The organism is Vibrio tapetis subsp. quintayensis, from assembly GCF_030409945.1.
In the GTDB taxonomy this organism is placed as follows: Bacteria; Pseudomonadota; Gammaproteobacteria; order Enterobacterales; family Vibrionaceae; genus Vibrio; species Vibrio quintayensis.
Genome location: NZ_JAUFQV010000007.1, coordinates 59,977 through 79,912 on the forward strand (window position 1 = coordinate 59,977; position 19,936 = coordinate 79,912).

At 44.0% G+C, this 19,936-nt stretch carries 20 protein-coding genes and 2 tRNA genes; 10 read left to right on the plus strand and 12 right to left on the minus strand.

Annotated features, from left to right (window positions below):
* Positions 1-85: 85 nt before the first annotated feature.
* The gene (locus QWZ04_RS02145; protein ID WP_290324507.1) at positions 86-703 is read left to right on the plus strand and encodes an NAD(P)H-dependent oxidoreductase; all 618 of its coding nucleotides are present in this window, start codon (positions 86-88) and stop codon (positions 701-703) included.
* Complete coding sequence (locus QWZ04_RS02150) at positions 700-2,652, plus strand: monovalent cation:proton antiporter-2 (CPA2) family protein (RefSeq protein ID WP_290324509.1); 1,953 nt, start codon at positions 700-702, stop codon at positions 2,650-2,652. Before QWZ04_RS02145 ends, QWZ04_RS02150 begins: the two co-directional genes overlap by 4 nt.
* A 122-nt stretch (positions 2,653-2,774) precedes the next feature.
* Here QWZ04_RS02150 and QWZ04_RS02155 read toward each other — a convergent pair.
* Together QWZ04_RS02155 and QWZ04_RS02160 are read right to left on the minus strand one after the other, a co-directional pair.
* Positions 2,775-2,851: transfer RNA gene (locus QWZ04_RS02155), tRNA-Val, on the minus strand.
* A gap of 22 nt (positions 2,852-2,873) precedes the next feature.
* A tRNA-Val gene (locus tag QWZ04_RS02160) sits at positions 2,874-2,950 on the minus strand.
* Positions 2,951-3,259: 309 nt separating this feature from the next.
* Here QWZ04_RS02160 and QWZ04_RS02165 point away from each other — a divergent pair.
* On the plus strand, positions 3,260-4,123 hold the full coding sequence (locus QWZ04_RS02165; protein WP_290324511.1) for a DNA ligase: 864 nt from the start codon (positions 3,260-3,262) through the stop codon (positions 4,121-4,123).
* 97 nt (positions 4,124-4,220) lie between these two features.
* Here QWZ04_RS02165 and QWZ04_RS02170 read toward each other — a convergent pair whose 3' ends face one another.
* Complete coding sequence (locus QWZ04_RS02170) at positions 4,221-5,591, minus strand: MATE family efflux transporter (RefSeq protein ID WP_290324512.1); 1,371 nt, start codon at positions 5,589-5,591, stop codon at positions 4,221-4,223.
* A gap of 153 nt (positions 5,592-5,744) precedes the next feature.
* Here QWZ04_RS02170 and QWZ04_RS02175 point away from each other — a divergent pair, with 153 nt between their 5' ends.
* Positions 5,745-6,383 carry a riboflavin synthase subunit alpha gene (locus QWZ04_RS02175; protein ID WP_290324515.1) on the plus strand — a complete coding sequence of 213 codons (639 nt, stop codon included), beginning with the start codon at positions 5,745-5,747 and terminating at the stop codon, positions 6,381-6,383.
* 51 nt (positions 6,384-6,434) lie between these two features.
* Here the strand turns inward: QWZ04_RS02175 and QWZ04_RS02180 are convergent, their stop codons facing one another.
* Both QWZ04_RS02180 and QWZ04_RS02185 read right to left on the minus strand, forming a co-directional pair.
* A complete protein-coding gene (locus tag QWZ04_RS02180) occupies positions 6,435-6,638 on the minus strand; it encodes a CPXCG motif-containing cysteine-rich protein (RefSeq protein ID WP_290324517.1) in 204 nt (67 codons plus the stop codon).
* Between the two features lie 289 nt (positions 6,639-6,927).
* Entirely contained in the window at positions 6,928-7,803 is an 876-nt protein-coding gene (locus QWZ04_RS02185) for a fructosamine kinase family protein (RefSeq protein WP_290324519.1), read from the minus strand.
* A 245-nt stretch (positions 7,804-8,048) separates the two neighbouring features.
* Here QWZ04_RS02185 and QWZ04_RS02190 point away from each other — a divergent pair, with 245 nt between their 5' ends.
* From QWZ04_RS02190 to QWZ04_RS02200, 3 genes are all read left to right on the plus strand, one after another.
* On the plus strand, positions 8,049-9,014 hold the full coding sequence (locus QWZ04_RS02190; protein WP_290324521.1) for a response regulator: 966 nt from the start codon (positions 8,049-8,051) through the stop codon (positions 9,012-9,014).
* Positions 9,015-9,983 carry a sensor domain-containing diguanylate cyclase gene (locus QWZ04_RS02195; protein ID WP_290324523.1) on the plus strand — a complete coding sequence of 323 codons (969 nt, stop codon included), beginning with the start codon at positions 9,015-9,017 and terminating at the stop codon, positions 9,981-9,983. It begins immediately after the preceding gene.
* 87 nt (positions 9,984-10,070) lie between these two features.
* Entirely contained in the window at positions 10,071-10,415 is a 345-nt protein-coding gene (locus tag QWZ04_RS02200; protein ID WP_102521483.1) for a DUF3802 family protein, read from the plus strand.
* Here QWZ04_RS02200 and QWZ04_RS02205 read toward each other — a convergent pair.
* Entirely contained in the window at positions 10,412-10,933 is a 522-nt protein-coding gene (locus tag QWZ04_RS02205) for a C40 family peptidase (protein WP_290324526.1), read from the minus strand. The two genes, QWZ04_RS02200 and QWZ04_RS02205, sit on opposite strands and share 4 nt — an antisense overlap.
* A gap of 60 nt (positions 10,934-10,993) precedes the next feature.
* On the opposite strand from QWZ04_RS02205, the gene QWZ04_RS02210 reads away from it, so the two are divergent.
* Positions 10,994-13,027: a methyl-accepting chemotaxis protein gene (locus QWZ04_RS02210; RefSeq protein WP_290324528.1), complete on the plus strand. Its 2,034-nt coding sequence runs from the start codon at positions 10,994-10,996 to the stop codon at positions 13,025-13,027.
* A 9-nt stretch (positions 13,028-13,036) separates the two neighbouring features.
* Here QWZ04_RS02210 and QWZ04_RS02215 read toward each other — a convergent pair whose 3' ends face one another.
* Positions 13,037-13,843 (minus strand): sterol desaturase family protein, encoded by an 807-nt coding sequence (locus QWZ04_RS02215; RefSeq protein WP_290324530.1) that lies wholly within the window; start codon positions 13,841-13,843, stop codon positions 13,037-13,039.
* 58 nt (positions 13,844-13,901) lie between these two features.
* Between QWZ04_RS02215 and QWZ04_RS02220 the strand changes: the two genes are divergently transcribed.
* Complete coding sequence (locus QWZ04_RS02220) at positions 13,902-14,654, plus strand: tRNA-uridine aminocarboxypropyltransferase (RefSeq protein ID WP_290324531.1); 753 nt, start codon at positions 13,902-13,904, stop codon at positions 14,652-14,654.
* Positions 14,655-14,814: 160 nt separating this feature from the next.
* Positions 14,815-15,723, plus strand: coding sequence for an N-acetylglucosamine kinase (gene nagK, locus QWZ04_RS02225; RefSeq protein ID WP_290324533.1), 909 nt, complete (start codon positions 14,815-14,817; stop codon positions 15,721-15,723).
* Positions 15,724-15,807: 84 nt separating this feature from the next.
* On the opposite strand, the gene QWZ04_RS02230 is transcribed toward nagK, so the two are convergent.
* The 5 genes from QWZ04_RS02230 to QWZ04_RS02250 all read right to left on the minus strand — a co-directional run bounded on the left by QWZ04_RS02230 (position 15,808) and on the right by QWZ04_RS02250 (position 19,936).
* Positions 15,808-16,077 (minus strand): DUF2960 family protein, encoded by a 270-nt coding sequence (locus QWZ04_RS02230; RefSeq protein ID WP_290324535.1) that lies wholly within the window; start codon positions 16,075-16,077, stop codon positions 15,808-15,810.
* A 98-nt stretch (positions 16,078-16,175) separates the two neighbouring features.
* Entirely contained in the window at positions 16,176-17,963 is a 1,788-nt protein-coding gene (locus QWZ04_RS02235) for a bifunctional molybdopterin-guanine dinucleotide biosynthesis adaptor protein MobB/molybdopterin molybdotransferase MoeA (protein WP_290324537.1), read from the minus strand.
* The gene (mobA, locus tag QWZ04_RS02240; RefSeq protein WP_290324539.1) at positions 17,960-18,544 is read right to left on the minus strand and encodes a molybdenum cofactor guanylyltransferase MobA; all 585 of its coding nucleotides are present in this window, start codon (positions 18,542-18,544) and stop codon (positions 17,960-17,962) included. Before mobA ends, QWZ04_RS02235 begins: the two co-directional genes overlap by 4 nt.
* On the minus strand, positions 18,522-19,226 hold the full coding sequence (locus tag QWZ04_RS02245) for an energy-coupling factor ABC transporter ATP-binding protein (RefSeq protein ID WP_290324541.1): 705 nt from the start codon (positions 19,224-19,226) through the stop codon (positions 18,522-18,524). Before QWZ04_RS02245 ends, mobA begins: the two co-directional genes overlap by 23 nt.
* Before the next feature lie 11 nt (positions 19,227-19,237).
* Entirely contained in the window at positions 19,238-19,936 is a 699-nt protein-coding gene (locus tag QWZ04_RS02250; protein ID WP_290324543.1) for an ABC transporter permease, read from the minus strand.

Sequence of the window (19,936 nt, forward strand, 5' to 3'; positions counted from 1 at the left end):
TCATCTATAATGCGAGCTTAATAAGTACAGTCAACTGAACAAGGACGTACTGATCGGCAATGGCCGTTATCACCTAGGTGTCATTATGGAAAGAAATAGAGTTCTAGTGCTATTCGCACACCCATCCCAACATCGCTCTGAAGTTAATCAACCGTTATTTGATGCCGCCATGGTTGCCAAAGGGGTAACGGCAATCGACCTATACGCTGAGTATCCAACCTTTAATGTCAATATCGAGAGGGAGCAGCAAAGGCTTCGCGATCACGACGTTGTTATCTTCCAGTTTCCGCTATTTTGGTATTCCACACCCGCAATATTGAAAGAGTGGCAAGATCTTGTCTTAGAGTACGGATTTGCATACGGTAATGAGGGCACGGCGCTTTATGGTAAAACCTTTTTCTGTGCACTGTCAGCTGGCGGAAAACAAGATGCCTATCAGACTGATGGGTATAACCATTTCACGATAAGAGAGCTACTTCATCCTTTAGAACAGATGGCTTCATTGACGGGAATGCGTTATCTCGCTCCCTTTACTCTATTTGGCTCAAGGACAGCAGCAGAAGAGGGGCGAATAACAGAGCACGTCAATAAATGGATAACGCTTCTTGATGGCCTAGTGACAGACAAAGTGGATCTTAAAGAAGCGCAACACCTAGATAAGCTTAACCACCTAGACATGCTATCCATGGGAGAAAGCCAGTGACGGGAATATTTCTACAGGCATTTGTTTACCTACTTGCTGCGGTTATCGCCGTGCCTATCTCGAAAAAACTCGGACTTGGCTCTGTGCTGGGATACTTAATCGCCGGCGTGGTTATTGGCCCTGTGATTGGGCTAGTTGGCGAAGAGACATCCGCTATACAGCATTTTGCTGAATTCGGCGTCGTTATGATGCTGTTTTTGGTCGGTTTAGAGCTTGAACCTAAAATGTTATGGGCCATGCGTCATCGTTTAATGGGCTTGGGCGGTTTGCAAGTCGGTGGTACCACAGCATTGGTTATGATCATCGCCATGCAGTTTGGGCAAGATTGGAATATTGCTCTAACCATAGGTTTGGTTTTCTCACTGTCTTCCACTGCGATTGTATTGCAGACATTTAACGAGAAGAGTCTTAATAAGACGGATGGTGGAAAGAACGCGTTCTCCATCTTGCTGTTTCAAGATATAGCCGTGATTCCCATGCTGGCGTTTATTCCTTTGCTTGCGATACCTGAACTGGTAGAACTCGCCAATAAGATGGCCTCTACCGCGGATCATCATGAAGAACTTAACTTGGTGGCTGGTCTATCAAGTTGGATGTATGGTCTAGTGATCACGGCGTCCATTGCGATTGTCGTCGTGGGCGGTCATTACTTGAGTCGTCCATTGTTTCGAATGGTCGCCGACTCTGGCTTACGTGAAATATTTACCGCAACGGCATTGATGTTAGTGATAGGCATTGCCGCCTTGATGAGCTTAGTGGGTCTATCGCCAGCGTTAGGCACGTTTTTGGCTGGCGTTGTATTGGCAAACAGTGAATTTCGCCACGAGTTAGAATCGAATATAGAACCGTTTAAAGGGTTGTTGCTTGGCCTGTTCTTTATTACCGTTGGAGCGGGTATCGACTTCACCGTGTTGTTCAATGATTTTGGCCTCGTCATCCTACTGACATTGGGCGTCATTGTGATCAAAGGCTCAGTACTCTATTTACTTGCACTGATCTTTCGAATTAAAGGCAGCGATCGCTGGCTAGTAACGTTAAGTTTGGCGCAAGCCGGAGAGTTTGGTTTTGTGCTACTTGGCTTTACGGTCACAAACCATGTACTACCAACAGACATCGCTCAAATGTTGTCCCTTGTTGTGGCGTTGTCGATGTTCTTAACGCCAGGGCTATTTATCCTGTTTGATAAAGTAATCAAACCTCGATTCGAGCAACAAGCAAACGATCAAGAACAAGATCACGTTGATGAAAAAGGAACAGTCATTATCGCGGGGATTGGCCGAGTAGGACAGATCATCAACCGGTTGTTAGTCACGAACGGAATAAAAACCGTGGTGTTGGATTACCAGGCGGCTCAAGTGGATTTAATGCGCCAAATTGGCACTAAATCGTATTTTGGTGACGCAACTCGCCCCGAGTTATTACATACCGCCGGTATAGAAGAGGCCAGTGCGTTCGTTGTAGCGATTGACAACCGAGAAGCGAGCATCGAGCTGGTTAAATACGTGAAGCATACCTATCCGCATGTCACTGTCATTGCAAGAGCGTTTGACAGGAGGCACACGTATCAACTGCGAGACGCAGGAGCGGATGTGATTGAATCAGAAACTTACTATTCTGCCTTGGAGCTCGGTGGCCATACGTTGAAACATCTAGGCTTACATCCTTTCTTCATTGAACAGCAGAAGCACACATTTAAACACATCGATGAAATTAACTCAGATGCTCTTTATTCCGAGTGGACCATGCGAGATCCGGAGTCGAATCAAGTTGGGGCTAATTTCCGTAAGTTGTTCATCGAGCTCGAAGAACAGTTTGATCATCACATGAAAAAAGACAAACGAGGTAGGCACTCGCTATTGGAAAGGGAGTGGACACCACCACCGAAAGGCTATGCAGATGCTATCGACGAAGAAAATATGAACACATCGAAACCATCAGACAGCGTTTAGGCTGGATATGCATTCGTTGGATCTGTTATCGGTGATAGCTTACCGGTAGCAGAACCTAGCCTATAGATACAACAAAGCCCGCTATAAAAGCGGGCTTTGTGTTTGTTCTTTAAGAACGAATTTGGTGCCCGCTACTGGACTCGAACCAGTGACACCTTGCATGTCATGCAAGTACTCTAACCAACTGAGCTAAGCGGGCGATGTTCTAATTTTGTGGAATATGGTGCCCGCTACTGGACTCGAACCAGTGACACCTTGCATGTCATGCAAGTACTCTAACCAACTGAGCTAAGCGGGCATATTCCTTAGAACGAGGGAGATAGTAACGAACGGGTTTCATCCGTGCAAGTATAAATTTCATGTTTTTGAACTGGTTGGCGACTATATGATCGCATTGTTGTATTTTTAATCTCTTTTGTTGATAAAGCCACGTTATGAGCTTTGATTACGTAGTAAATACAGCGAGCGACTATTTTGAGCTATGCAAAATTTCAAGTGAATACTCAACTAGCGCCAAACTGGTCGCATTCCTTTTCTTTGATTCGGTATTTCTCAAGCGTAGCTGGCAATATGAAACTCTATGATTTTACTGCTGAGGTTACGATTTGTGAAAAGAACAGCAATAGCCACATGTGTCTTTTGGGCGTTAGCCACATGCCCAGCGGCTGCGGTTAACAGTCAGCTTTACCGAGGTGATGTGTATCAGGAAATCGTACTAGCGAAAAGCTATAAGCCAGGAATGGCACTGGATGATTATTGGGTCAGCGAGAAACTGGACGGGATCAGAGCGATTTGGGATGGAAGCCAATTACTCACCAAAAACGGAAACAAAATCCACACGCCGGACTGGTTTACGTCTTCGTTGCCGAGTATGAAAATAGAGGGTGAACTTTGGGCTGGGCGAGGTAACTTTAATTTGGTGCAAAATACAGTACTAGATAAAGAGCCAGATGAAAACTTATGGAGACATATAGACTTTATGCTTTTCGATCTGCCTCAAGCGGCAGGAGACTATAGAAAAAGATATTATGATATTTTGCATTGGGTTAGGCACATCGATCAAGACCATATAAAAGAGGTGCTGCACTCGCCAATCAATAGTGAAGTTGAACTGCTGTCGATGTTAGACAACATTGAAGAAAAGTCGGGCGAGGGGTTAATGCTGAGAAAATCGACCGGATTATATAATGCCGGGCGTTCTGATGAGTTATTAAAGGTCAAGAAACATCAAGATGCAGAAGCTAAAGTCATTGGATATAAACCGGGCGAAGGCAAGTACACCGGGATGCTTGGATCACTAAAGGTTCTTAATTCTGATGGTAAAACATTCTTTATTGGCTCCGGGTTAACTGATGAGGAGAGAAGAAACCCTCCAGAAATCGGTTCAACAATCACGTATCGGTATAACGGCGTTACTCATTCTGGAATACCGAGATTTGCTCGATTTTTAAGGGAAAGATTTGAAGAGTAGTGTTTAGTGAGTGAATAAAGAAGCCACTTAGAGAACGAAGGCGTACTTGCCGTCTGCGTCTCTAAAGTGGCGAAGAATATGGGTGCGTGGTACGTAGTTATTGAGCCGAAGATTCCAGCTGAAATTCATCGCTTTGACGGTGCATCCAAAATAAGCGGATGCTGAGCATGACTGCAGCGCACGTAAGCCCAATAATGATACCAATCCAAAAACCGGTCGCCCCCAAAGGCTGTGTTATCCAATCCGTTAGGCCCAATATGTACCCCATTGGCAACCCAAATACCCAATAAGCGATAAAAGTGCGGTTAAAAATGGCTTTCATGTCTTTATAGCCACGTAATGCGCCAGCAGCAATAACCTGAACTGAGTCCGTACATTGATAAATAGCCGCTAAGAGCATTAAGCCGCCTGCCATTGCGATAACCTGTGGGTCGTTAGTATACAGTTGAGCGATTTCTTCTCTGAACAAGACCGTTAACACAGCGGTTGTCGTAGCCATGGCAAAGCCAACGAGGATTCCAACGTGAGAAGAAATCTTAGCGCCCTCGACATTATTCTCCCCGAGTTTATGGCCAACCCGAATACTTACCGCTGAGCCAATACTAAGAGGTAACATGAATACTAACGATGAGAAATTCATCGCGACTTGGTGGGCGGCCACGGTTAACGCGCCTAATGGTGCAATCATTAACGCGACGATAGCAAATAACGTCACTTCAAAAAACATGGCAGCTGCAATTGGAAAGCCTAACCCAAACAGACGCTTGATCGCTTTAAATTCAGGCTTATGGAATCGTTCAAATAGACCCATGTACTTAATGCGATCTGAGGTCAATATATACACGAGCATTAGACCAAACATGGCCCAATAAACGATGGTCGTTGCAACGCCACAGCCGACTCCGCCAAGCGCAGGCACACCAAATTTCCCGTATACAAAAATCCAGTTTAAAGGGATGTTAAGCAATAGACCGAGGAAACCGATGACCATAGCTGGCTTGGTTAATGACATGCCATCAGTAAAGCTTCGTAAGGTTTGAAACAACAAAAATGCAGGTACCGCTAGCATGACCGCGTACATATAGCCGTTAGCCTTTTCAGCCATGAGCGGTTCTACATCCATCCAGCTTAAGATCCATTGTGTTTGTAGTAGCACTAGGATGATTGGAATGCTAACGATCAAAGCCAGTGCAATGCCTTGTTGAAGCTCAAAGGGAATACGCTCTCGTTGGCCAGAACCGTTCAGTTGAGCCACGATAGGGACCAAAGCCAACAATAAACCGATACCAAACAAAATTGACGGTAGCCAAACACTGGTAGCAATTGCCACGGCTGCCATGTCTGTAGGGCTTACCCCACCAGCCATAATGGTATCAACAAAGCCCATTCCCGTTTGTGCGATAGACGCAATTAGAACAGGGGTCGCCAGTTTTATAAGTTGTGATGCTTCAGTGCGATAACGATGCAAAAGATGCTCCAAACGTAGCAAGGTAAGAAAAATGATAATGAATTTTAATTTGGAGATAGTAATCAATAGTCGGTAAGATACCAATCAAATATCCAACTAAATCAGCGATTTTTTATACTCTAGCTGAAATTGGTGACGTAATTAGGAGAACGTATGTTTACAGGCATTGTGCAAGGGATGGCGAAGATTGTCTCTATCGATAAGAAAACCGAATTCCAAACACACGTGATTGAGCTCGGAGCGCCATATAGTGATGGCCTAAAAATTGGTGCATCAGTCGCGCATAACGGATGCTGTTTAACCGTAACTAAAATTGCGGGTAATCATGTGAGCTTTGACTTAATGCAAGCAACACTGAAGTTAACCAATTTAGGTGAATGTGAAGTCGGGTCGTTGATCAATTTTGAGCGAGCTGCGAAGTTTGGCGATGAGATTGGTGGGCACTCTATGTCTGGTCATATATCTCAGATCGCTATCATTAAACGAGTGATCGATACGGAAAATAACCGCACCATATGGTTTGAATTTGCATCATCAGACGTGATGAAATACGTGTTAGCTAAAGGCTACATTGGCATTGACGGTTGTTCATTAACGATAGGCGAAGTTGAAGGTAATGCATTTAGCGTCCACCTTATTCCAGAAACGTTAAGCCGTACTCTTTTTGGGCAAAGACAAGAGGGGGATTCAGTTAATATTGAGTTTGATCCTCAGACACAAGCTATTGTTGATACGGTAGAGCGAACGTTAGCCACTAGGTTTCCAAATAGCGTAAGTTTTCCAAATAGTTAAAGCATGTTAGATAATAAAAAGGAGCCAAGATAGGCTCCTTATTAATCAAAACTAAAAAATTTGCTCGTCATCGGCATCAATAAATAATTGAATATTGTCGTGTTGTTCATCCACCATCATATTTAGGTGGATGGCGTGGCAACAAGCTGGGCAATCATCGTAGAATTCTTGGCTTCCATTTGAAGCATCTAGCGTTATCCCAATCATATGACCGCAATGCGGGCATTTCACGTTCTTCTCTGTATAATTGTTCATCTAATCCGCCTTACACCTTAATAGGAAATCGATTGCTCTATTTTCATCATAGTGTGGGAAGTTGTTATTCGGAGTTAATTAAGTCCTATAATTGAGTCAACGCTAGAAACCGTGAAAAACCGAGTTAGAAACTGGATCTAGTTCAAAACTTGGTGCTATTACTCTTGGTCAATCGCAAAATATCATGATTAAAAAAGCCAATAACACTGGAATCCTTGGCTTTCTCTATTTAAATTCCCTTTATAAAGCAGATAGATAAATCGAAATAATTCGTTACATCAAATAGGTACTACTCGGTGTAAGCTTTCATCATGGATTCGATCATTTCTTGAGCTTGGTCGAGGTAAGGTCCGCCAAATAAGTTGCAGTGATTAAGCACATGGTAAAGGTTATAGATGTGCTTGCGTGATTGGTATTCGAGACCGAGTGGACGAACGCTTTCATAGGCCACGTAAAAGTCGGGCATGAAACCGCCGAATAATTCAGTCATCGCAATATCACATTCGGGATCACCCCAATAGCAGGCAGGATCGTAACAAATTGGTCCAAACGCTGTATTCGACACATTGCCATGCCATAAGTCGCCATGCAGTAAAGATGGGGTAGGGTTATGGTTTTTTAGTTCTTTATAAACAAAATCGACAATGGTTTGTTCAGCCCCAAAAGAAATGCCTTTTTCTTTAAGCAGTTGCAGTTGCCACCCAATTCTCTGTTCAGAAAAGAAACGTGCCCAACTTTTATTCCACTTATTCGGCTGTAACGTTGAGCCAACATAGTTGTCGTGATCGTACCCGTACTCACCTTGCTCATCAGATTGATGCAATTTTGCTAGTTGGAGACCAAATTTGTAGCTTGCTTTGGCACTTTCCAATGGTTTTGCCGCAAGAAAGTTCAAGATGATGAATGCTTGATCTTTGCAGTATCCGATATGAATGACTTCTGGAACAAGTACCGAGTTACTTTCACTAAGTTTCTTTATGCCCTCTGCCTCTAACTCGAATCGAGGAAAGAAATCACGCTCATTAACTTTTACAAAATATCTCTGCTCTCCGTCTGAGATCATATAGCATTTGCTAATGTCGCCACCGTCTAGCTGAGTTTTTTCAACTATTTTGAAGTCAAACATAAGCACTTCAGAAAGTTGCTTTGAAAGTGATTGCCACATAGTAAACTCCTAAGTTGAAGTCATTCCCTTTACATACTAGCTCAAAAAATGAGTTCTTTGCTGTTAGTTCGAACACATTTCGTTCGAAAGTTTAGAAGAACCAAAGATATAGATAGTAGAAAATCTAAGCTTTAGATGTGAGATGAATCCGGTTTTAATCTATCTATTTCGATAATCAATAGCGATATTGAATCAAACGGTTATAGTGTGACATTGATTCAGGAAAGTTAGCCCAAGCCGTTAATATGAAAGTACTAATTTGCGATGATTCCGCATTAGCTCGGAAGTCGTTGTCTCGCTGCATCGCCGAGTTGGAACACTTAAATATACAGTATGCAGAGGATGGCAATGAAGCATTAGCCATTCTAGTAGAACAAAATATCGACGTGCTTTTTCTAGATCTTACTATGCCGATAATGGATGGTTATGAGGTTTTGACTGCGCTTCCTGTCTCTAAGCATCCAACCAAGGTGGTTGTGGTATCAGGTGACGTTCAGTTGGCAGCCCAGCAAAGGTGCATGCAGTTAGGAGCGTATGCTTTTATCGAAAAGCCATTAAAACCAGACGTTGCGCGTCCATTGTTTGAAAACCTAAACCTCAGATACCATGATCCTCGTAGCCACGCATCGACATCTCCTTCTATAGATCCACTCTCCAAGTTTCGTGAGATCACTAATATAGCATTAGGTCGGGGGGCGGCGATCTTATCGGATCACTTTGGTCAGTTTATCCAGATTCCGATCCCACATGTCGGCGTGTTGAGTAGCGGTGAGCTGACCATGATGCTTGAGGACGTACTGCATCGTGAAGGCTCTGTCGCCGTCGCTCAACGGTTCGTTGGTGGTGGTATCCATGGTGAGGCATTAGTTTGCATGCGTGGAGAGCACATACACAAAATGGGTGAGCAGCTAAGTTATAAGGTGGGCGAATATACCTTTAATGAAGTCGTGCTCAACATTGCCAACCTTCTAGTATCTTCTTACCTTATCTCTTTGAGTGAACAAATCAACGTCCTATTTTCACTCAGACAGCCGTCAGTGATTGATTATTTCCACCAAGAGATTAACTCAATCGGATTAGGGCAATATGAAGAGATATTTACGGTGGAATACACGTATGTTGCCGAAAATGCAGATTTCGAATGTGAAGTGTTGTTTTTAGTGGACCCACTCTCTGTTGGTGCAATAAAACGAGTCATGGAGAGTTTTTAAATGACTAAGGTTAACGACGAAATTGCTGAATTTCATATGGCACTGCAAATCATGGACAACATGGATACCGGTTTGGTTGTTCTGGATTTAGATTGCAACGTGTGTACCTGGAATAGCTTTATGCGTTCGTACAGCGGCATTGAAGCCGAGTTTATTATCGGAAAAAGCGTATTCGATTTCTTTCCTGATTTACCGAGTCATTGGCTTAAAGCGAAAATGAATTCTGCTCGGAAATTGAAAATGAGAGGATTCTCGTCTTGGGAAGACCGAGAGTATCTTTTCAAATTTAACAACTTTTCGCCGGTATCCAATGGAGTATCGGTTATGTATCAAAACATCGTGTTCATGCCATTGCACTCACTGGGTGGCGACGTTACCCACATATGTTTAATGATCCACGATGTTTCTGATATCGCTAAGAAAAAACTGCATCTACGTGAATCCAACCAAAAATTGAGTCATTTAAGCCGCACTGATGGCCTAACAGGACTTTACAATAGAGCTCACTGGGAGCTTTGTCTAAGCGAACAGTTTAGCCAATGTGAAACTTTGTCTTCAACGGCGACCTTGGTCATTTTTGACATTGATCTCTTTAAAAAGGTCAACGATACCTATGGGCACAGCGCAGGAGATGGCGTCATTAGAAATACCGCCTATCTTTTAAAGAAAACCGCCAGACAAGGTGATAGCTGTGGTCGCTATGGTGGCGAAGAGTTCACCGCACTTTTGCCCAATACATCGTCTGATCAAGCGTTGTTTTTTGCAGAGCGATTAAGACATCGAATTGAAAAGTCTTTGGTTGATGCTGATGGTGAACAAATTTCTTACACTATTAGCTTAGGCATTTGTGAGTATAAGCCAACGATGCAAAATTACCTACAATGGCTAGAGTCGGCAGACAAAGCGTTATACTCGTCCAAACAAAATGGACGAAATCGGTCTACAATCTTCGAAGAAAGTGATAAGTAGCCATAAATCGATGTGTCAATATGTTCAGAGTTAGCATAATATTAACGGTATAGAGAAATTAAACACACCAACAGGTGGAGATGAATAGTGGTAGTAGAAACCGATGGCTATCTGGCTCTGATTGAGCATCTTACAATGAACCTAGATATTTTTGCTCGCGCAGAGGGAGATACGGGTGACGAAAGTATAGAAGATGTTGCGACCGACTTGATCGTAACGAATATCATGTCTTTATTCGAGCAAAACCCAGAGCTTCACTCAAGCGTTAGATTCCAGTTACTTAAAGAAGCCGATTCTGTCGCCGAAGATCTTGGCGAAGTACTAGCGGGAGCTTGGATGAAAAAAGCAACCAATGAGCAAATCATGTTTTTGGACGAATACATTGCGTTGGTTAAAAACCTATTTGACTCCGCCGTCGCGACTTACGACTAATTTACTCTTCGAAAGTGCCAAAAAGCGTCTGCCCAATAGGGGTTATCTAATCTTGAAATGATGACTCCTTTTGATGTCGAGGCATGCATGAACTCATTCCCCCCAATATAGACGCCGACATGTTTTTGTTTTCGGCTCACCTTAAAGAAAACCAAATCACCGACTTTAGCGTTATTGAACGAAACCTTATTGCCCACGTTGACTTGTTGATGCGTCGTTCTTGGTAAATTGGTTTGGCTGTACTCCAGCATAACAACTTGGGTAAACGCACTGCAATCGATGCCAGATTTGTTTGTTCCTCCCCAGCGGTAAGGCACACCATTCCATTCTTTATAGATTTTACTCATCACATGATCGGTTTGCGCGGTTGAATGACGGCTCGTGATATCAAGATTTGTATTATCTCTAGGCGCACTCGAACATCCATTGAGTGATAAGGTAATAATTATTGCTGATAGTACTGTAAATAGCTGATTGTTCATGCCTTTGAACCCAAGAGTCAGAAATATAAATGTCATAAAAAGTACGTAGTATCCGTATCAATACTCACTTAGCCAGTGGCTTATGTAGGATAATGGATGCGTAACTTAAAAAAAATTGGATTTTCTCTTTCAGTAATACAGATTAGCTCGATGGTGTTCTTTAGTATTATTTTGCTCGTGTCTGGGCTGTCGTATATCAGTGTTAAAGGGATCGAACGAGTCGGTGAACAATTTTCTGTATTAGCTAATAAAACCCTACCACTTTCAACGAATAACGCAAACCTAACCCAAAATGTTCTAACTCAAGTAAAAACGTTGAACCTCGGAATAGGTTCAGATTCTGCGAATGAACTTTCAGTTATAGCTCAAAGCTATACCGACCTAGCGCAAGTCGCAGATACGCAGCGTAATCAGTTATTGGATATCTCTTCCCAGTTTTCGCAAGTTATCACGACAAGTCAGAAAAACGAATTGAGCGAACGTTTAGACGGATTGGCCCACACTGCGTCTAATGTCCTCCAGTTACAAAAACAAATTTTGATTACCCAATCTGACCTGGATGAAGTGGTGCCGGGTTTTCGCTACGGTTTAAGCTCGATTGGCCCGGAAATGAATCGAGTAAGTCTGTTTTTTATCGATGAAAATCCTGAAGCCGCAGATGCCGCTAGCCGGTTTATTGCCAGTGCAAGCTCTATGGAAAGCACATTTTTGATGTTATTGATGGAACAAGACAAAGACAAAGCCCAAGTTGCTTATCGCGAAATGAGAAACCGCATAGCAGGCATCGAGTTGGCTTATGACGACTTTATGGTGTGGTATCCAGATGCTGCGGAGTTTGCGAGCCTTACTGCGCCTTACAGTATGGTGAAAGATGGATTTAAGCCAAACGGCGTACTAAAGTTGCTGCTAGCAAAAATTGAATTAGTAGAACAGCAGAAATCGGCGTTGAGAATTGCTGGCCAAGACGTGGAAGCCACAATCATTCTTCTAAATGCGCTGTCAAAGCAAGCAGAGCGACTCATGGACGACAGCAAGGTGACCGTTTCAAGTGAAATCAGTCGCATCGCGACACTGCTTTCTATAGGCACCGCGGTGATGGTTATAATGATATTCATATTTGCGATCGGACTACGTAAGTGGTTGAAAAAAGGTTTATTGGCGATCACCAAGCCGATGGCTGCGCTGAACGAGCATCAATTTAACCAAATAGCCGATTTGCAAGGGCCGCAAGAAATGAAGCTCATCGCTTCACAGCTAAACCTAGTGATAGAAAACACCCGAGAGTCACTCATCTGCGTTAGCCACAACTGTCAAACTTTATACCGTACCGCAGAAACGAGCCAAAGTGCGGCTGACCAAACCAATCAAAGCCTTAATGCGCAAAATAGCGCGTTACAAAATATGGTGGAAACGATCAGTGACTTGCAGTCGGCCATCAAAGAGATCGCTCAGGTGACCTGCCAGTCCACCGACGTTGCTCAGCAAGCAACTCACCATTCTCAGCAAGGCAGAAAAGCCATCGAGGGCAACACACTTCGTTTACAGGCACTAGAAAAAACGCTCCAAACGAACGAACACTCAATGGCGGAGTTGGAAATTAAAGTGGGTGAGATCAGCGATGTGGTCGACGTGATCAGCAATATTGCTGAGAACACCAATTTATTAGCGCTTAATGCCGCCATAGAAGCCGCAAGAGCAGGGGAGCAAGGCCGAGGCTTTGCGGTGGTCGCTGATGAAGTTCGTCACCTCGCAAGTAACACCAGCAAGCAGACGGGCAATATACGGATCATGATGCAATCACTCCAATCTGCCGCCCATAGGGTGAAAGGAGCCGTCTCTGATAGCCGAGGTGAGATGACGCATGCCATGCAATCTAGTGAAGACGTTAAGCAAACCTTCTCAGAGATTGAATTGTCTATTGGGCAAATTCATCAGCGAGTAGAGCAGATTTCCGTTGCGGCGGAGGAGCAGGAAAGAACCACCAATGAGGTCAGTGAAAACATCCGCCATATTTCCAGCCAAGGTGACCGAACCAAACTGCAATTAGAGACCCTTATTGCGAGCGCAGAAGAAGTGGCAGATATAGGCGCACAGCAGCAAGCCATGCTGAATAAGTACGCCCTGACTTAGTGCCAATCGTTAACGCTTGTCGTTAGGGCGAAAAGCTTTAAAAGGTTGAAGCAGCATATGCCAGATATGTTGCTCCTGAGGCTTGCGAAAGTAAGGTAAACCAATAACCACTTTGTTGTGCCCAAGTTCAGGTTGACCGCAGTATGAGCCGAACATTCGATCCCATATTGACAAGAAAAACCCATAGTTAGAGTTGGTTTCTTTAACAATGACAGAGTGGTGAACACGGTGCATGTCGGGCGTTACGATTACGCGCCGTAACCACTTATCAATAGGGAGATTAAGCTTTGCATTACTGTGGTTGAACATGGCACTGGCGTTGAGTACCACTTCAAAGATGAGAACGGCTATGGGAGAAACACCAAAAACCACCACAGCCGCCATCTTAATGGCCATAGAAAGCAGTATCTCGATGGGGTGAAACCTTGCTCCCGTGGTCACATCAATATCTTGATCCGCATGATGCATGCGATGTAATCGCCAAAGCCAAGGCGTGGTATGAAATAATCGATGCTGAAAATAGATAGTGGCATCGAGTAACACGACAGACAATATGATATTAAGCCATAAAGGCAAGGAAGTGAGGTTGAACAAACCCAACCCATGCTGTTGGGCCAGCAAAGCCACATCTATCGCCATTAATGGCATGATAATAGCCAAAATAAGGCTGTTTAACCCAACGAGGCCAAGATTGTTACTCCAACGAACCCATTTGCTTTGGGTCAGTGCTTTTCTTGGTGTGGCAAACTCCCATAATGCACAAAGCACCAATACTGATAAAAAGAATGCGAGCCTGATGCTTGTTTGATTATCCATAGCGTTCACTCCTTGCTGTGCTACAATCGCGCCGTTTTTACTGTCAGTCTATTATCATATGCGAATTCATCAATTACACACGCTTTATCAAACACGATTAGAAAGATCGACAAAACCTTTTAATGCTCGAGGAGCAAAGGTAAAACGTTGCTCTTATTGCCAAATTGCGATTCCTCATTGTACTTGCCAATACCAACCTAATGTTGACAGTGAGTTGGCTGCAATGATCATTATGTCTGACAACGAAATACTGAAACCAAGTAATACGGGCCGATTGATTGCCGATGTTATCAAAGAAACCTACGGATTTGCCTGGAATCGTACTGAACCGGATGAAGACATGCTCGCGATTTTAGCGGATGAACAATATCAACCCATTATTGTTTTTCCCGAAGAGTATGTTGAAAACAATAACAGATTGGTTGCTTCATTTGAGTGCTCTACCGCGATGTTTAATGCTAATAAGAAACCATTGTTGATATTTTTGGATGGTAGTTGGCGAGAAGCACGTAAGATGTTCAGAAAGTCATCTTATTTGGAAAATCTACCGGTATTTTCAGTAAATCCGAGTGTTGTCTCGCAATACATCATGAGAAAGTCCGAAAATGAAAATCATTTAGCGACAGCAGAAGTGGCAAGCCTTGTCATTGGTGAGGCTGGAGAGGCAAACGCTGCGGACGTATTGGCCAGTTGGTTTGATGTGTTTAATGAAAGCTACATGCTCAGTAAGACTCGAATTAAGCCCGATTTAAGTAAACCTTGTCTCGCATCCTATATTGAAAATGGTTTTGATAAACTGTCAGAAAAATAACGAGTTAAGAGTGAATTCGTTCTGTTATGTCGTGTACGTAATAAGCAGTCGGCCTAGCTCACATTATTAATCAGCTCTGGGTCACGGATTGTAGGGGCAATTTATGGATAATGTCACTCAGTTATATTTTATCTATTGATACACATTCTAGGAGAGAAATATGTATTACGGCTTTGATGTCGGCGGCACGAAAATAGAGTTTGGGGCTTTCAATGAAAAGCTTGAACGTGTTGCGACGGAGCGTGTTCCTACACCAGGAGACGATTACACTAAACTGGTTGAAACTATCGCAGCAATGGTTGCGAAGTACGATCAAGAGTTCAAAACTGAGGGCACCATCGGTATTGGTATTCCAGGAATGGAAGACGCCGATGACGGTACTGTACTTACAACTAATGTTCCAGCAGCAAAAGGCAAACCGCTACGTACTGATTTAGAAGCCAAAATTGGCCGAACTGTACGTATCGATAACGACGCAAACTGCTTTGCATTGTCTGAAGCATGGGATGAAGAGTTAGCCGACGAGCCGTCTGTACTTGGCTTAATTTTAGGCACTGGTTTTGGTGGCGGTATCGTCATTGATGGTAAAGTATTCTCTGGCCGTAATCACGTTGCGGGTGAACTGGGCCATGCTCGATTGCCTATTGACGCTTGGTTTCACTTAGGCGAAAACGCGCCGTTGTTGCAATGTGGCTGTGATAAGAAAGGCTGTATTGATAATTACTTGTCTGGCCGTGGCTTTGAATTGTTGTATGCACATTATTACGGCGAGCAAGTAAAAGCGATCGACATCATTAAGCGTCAAGCAGAGGGTGATGAAAAAGCGGTAGAACACGTTGAGCGTTTCATGGAACTGTTGGCAATTTGCTTTGCGAACCTGTTCACTCAGTTAGACCCACATGTTGTCGCACTTGGTGGTGGCTTATCTAACTATGACCTAATTTATGAAGAGCTACCAAAGCGTATTCCTAAATACCTACTTTCAGTAGCAAAAGTACCGAAGATCATCAAAGCGAAGCACGGTGATTCCGGTGGTGTACGTGGCGCCGCATTCTTAAACATTAAGTAGTCGCTTAATTAGCCTCACGACAACTTGCTGAGTGACAAATAAAAAAGCCCCGTAGAACTGATCTACGGGGCTTTTTCGTTGCTATTAGTCGTCTTTCTTCTTGCCAACGCCTAGGTTTTCTTTCTTGGCTAGGGTTATCTTTCCGAATCCCAACTTTCTGAAGTGATTGTCTCTGTAGTCACGAACCGCTTTAGTGCTCGAAATCGCTTCGATTTGTTGTTCCATCTTCAAATACTCGCGAATGTCGATGCCTTCTTCTTCAGCGACGGCTTCGTGAATATTGCGATGTTTCTCGTACGAGAAAATAAGCGTTTTGTCTTCATTTTTGTAACTATAAAGAATTGTACGTGCCATAAAAAAGATACTCTAAACAGTTTATGGAAATTTTGCTGCACTCTAACCTAGTTGACGAACAGTGGCAAGAGGGCAGCAAGCGCGAGGTTAGATAAGAATTAGACACGGCCTTGTAAAGGAATGATAGTGACTAATTCGCCTTGTTTCACGGTATCAACCTCTGGCGTTATTTCGATAAGGCAATTGGCTTCGCTCATCGAACGTAAAATACCAGAACCTTGTTTGCCTGTGGTTTTTACTTCAACGCGACCCTGAGCATTAAAGCTATATACGCCACGGCTGAATTCGGTACGGCCCATGCGAGAGCGCAAATTTTCGCTCGCAACGGCTTGAACTTTGGCTGGCATCCAGTTTTGCTCGCCTTGCATTTTACGTAGTGCAGGCTCAACAAAATTGATTAGCGATACCATCACTGCGACGGGATTGCCGGGTAAACCAAAAAATGGTTTGTCATTGATCTTGCCAAATGCTAGTGGTCGGCCCGGGCGCATGTTGATGCGCCAGAAGTTGATTTCACCTAGCTCTTCAAGCACAGTCTTGATGTAATCGGCATCGCCGACAGACACTCCCCCAGACGTGATTACCACATTCGCAAGGTGAGATGCTTTTTGAAGTGCATCCGCCATCACTTGATGGTCATCCTCTAGAATACCTAAGTCGATAACCTCACAACCGAGTTGAGTTAACACGCCTTTAATGGTGAATCTATTTGAATCGTAAATGCGGTTAGGTTGTAGATCTTCTCCAGGTGCTTGCACTTCATCCCCAGTTGAGAACATCGCCACCTTGATTTTGCGTGTAACATTTAGGCGGTTATATCCCAATGAGGCGATCATGCCCATTTCCGGCGACTCTATACGAGTACCAGAATCAAATACCGGTTGCCCTTTGGCTAGGTCTTCCCCGGCTTGTCGCACATTCTGCCCTGATTTGATTCCTGAAGATGAGAAAGTGACGATGTCACCATCTTGTGTGGACTGCTCGCGCATTACTACGGTATCAGCGCCTTTAGGAGTAGGAGCTCCGGTCATAATTTTAACCGTCTGCCCGGCTAGCAACTCTTGATCATAGCTTTGGCCAGCCAATACTTCTGCAACTAACTGGTATTGCGAGCGATCAACATCGTCGCCACGGATGGCGTAACCGTCCATCGCCGAGTTTGTGTAAGCGGGCACGTGAATAGGTGAAATAATGTCGTCTGCTAATACGCGGCCGTAGCTCTCTTCAAGCGCGACTTCTTCGCAATCCGTTAGGCATGAAACTTGGTCAAGAATGGCCGTTTTACCTTGCTCAACCGATAAAAAAGCAGGAGACAGAATGTCACAGCAAGAAGAAGCAGCCGATGGTTTACACTCATTTGTTTGAATTTTCCCCTTAGCGTAGTCGATAACGAATTCAGAGAGGGTACCAAGATCGTTAATATCAAGTAGAGGTAACTCGACGTTTATAATTTGATCGCACGCTACAGCAATGATGTTGGTGTCGGTGGTGTGTAACCAAGGTTTTCCCAAGGTTTCTCTGTTTAGCTCAATCTTTGGAAAGGCGATATTCTTGCAGCCTTCAACCAAAATAAGATCTAACTCTTCGCAATTAAAGCGAGTCAACAGGTACTCAAACTCGGCTTCAGCTTGTGGCGTTTCGGTCATCAGAACATGGCGATTTCGCGACGCTATCAGCATCTGACTCGCACCGGCTTTACGTAGGCGATAGCTGTCTTTACCGGGTTTATCCACATCAAAATCGTGATGAGCATGCTTTAATACACCAATACGTAAACCTTTGTCGGTCAGGATTGGCAGTAGCGCTTCTAGTAAGGTGGTTTTTCCGGTTCCGCTGTACGCGGCAAAGCCAAGAACAGGTACAGATACGGGAAGAGTTAGGCTCATAGTAAAGTTCCAAATTGTTCAAGTTCTTGAGGAGTGTTCAAGTTAATGAATGACGTCTTGTCATGGCTGAAATCGACGTATTTTGTTTTACACTCATCATAAAGGAGGATGATTTTTCGATCGCCCCTAGCCAAAAATGCTTCCAATTTTGGTAGCACGCGCTTATGAAATAAGGTAAATACGGGTTGCAGATGTTCACCGTCATGAGCCACTAAGATATCGAGTTCAGGCGTCATGGCTTGTTTGAACTGTGAGACGAGGTCACTGCTGATTAAAGGGCTGTCACAGGGTACAAAGCCGACCCAATCAGTATTTGAATGAAGTAACCCTGCATGAATTCCGCCTAGGGGGCCGGGGTAGCCCTTAAACTCGTCGGCAATGACTGGTGCGTATTGTTGATACTGCTCTACGTTACGGTTGGCGTTGATAACAATACTGTCTGTTTGAGGAAGTAATTTCTGTTGTACCAATTCTATTAGCGGTGTGCCGTTAAGTTCTACAAGACCTTTGTCTTTTCCACCCATTCTGGTGGCTTGGCCACCGGCTAAAATAACCCAACTAATTGGTGTTGGAGATTGCATAGTCACTCTCTTGGATCAGTTGTAGCAATGGCTTTTCAACGATGGTTTGATCGTCGATTAACCACTGCTTTTTACACAACTCAGTCAGAGCGTTGGTTTGATGACTGGTAATCACGAGGCTGGAGCCACGTTTTATCAAGTCTTGGCACATTATGACTAAGCGTGAAGTGGATTCTTGATCTAGGCTTGCACTTGGTTCGTCCATTAACAATATGGCAGGGGAAAGCACCCAAGCTCTCGCCATAGCCACTCGCTGTTTCTCACCACCAGACAACAATGAAATATGCTCATTTGCCAGTGTTTCTAAACCAACCATTCGCAGCGCTGTGATCACATCATTGCGTTTCTGCAATTTGGATTTCGCGCTGTATTTTATCCCATAAGCGACGTTTTGATAAACGCTGCCATCAAATAGATAGGGGGTTTGATGCAAATAGATGACATCGGTACGAGTTTTGATACCCAAAAGGCGTTTTAGCCAAGGTGTTTTTGTTGAAGTAACCTTTCCGGTGGTCGGGCTGAGCAGTCCGGACATGATTTTTAACAGCGTTGTTTTGCCAACGCCATTATCGCCTTTGAGGTAGATGGCATCATTGGGGCCCAACGTGAGATCAGCAACGTGAAAAAGCGTGCGCTGTTTAAATCGCATAGATAGGTTTTGAATCGACAGCTTGATCGTCATATGGCTATGTCCTATGTACGCAGATAACCTTTGCCTCTAACTGAGGACAAAGAAAAATTAAGCACTAGCGCCAAGGCCAGTAACACCATGCCTAAAGCGACGCCTTGAGCAAAAGCGCCTTTCTGGCTTTCCATGGCGATGGCGGTTGGGATATTTCGTGTCATTTCCATGATATTGCCACCTACCATCATCGAACAGCCCACTTCGGTAATAATTCGAGAAAACCCGGCAATGGTGGCTGCAATGAGTGGAAAACGATTTTCCCACAGTAAGGTGGTGACGACATGAGGAATCGACGCACCAAGCGTTAATGCGGTCTCTAAAGCGCGCTTATCACTGGCTTGCAAAGCGCCGTGCATCATAGATACCAGTATAGGGAAGCAAATTAGCATTTGGCCTAATATCATGGCTTTTTGAGTGAACAGCATTTGCCAGTCGCCTAATGGCCCAGATCGAGAAAGCATCATGTAAAGTAACAGGCCGATCACAACCGTTGGCACTGCCTGTAATGTGTTGATCAAAGACAGTAATGTCCAACGGCCTGGGAAGTGGCAATACGCCAATACAAATGCACAAATCAATGCGGGTACTAAGACCAATATCAGTGCGGTGAGCGAAACGGAAAAAGAGACGCCCACAATGGTCCAAAGTTGGCTATCAAAGCTCACCAATAGTTGAAATGCATCGAGTGTCGTTTGCCACAATTGCAT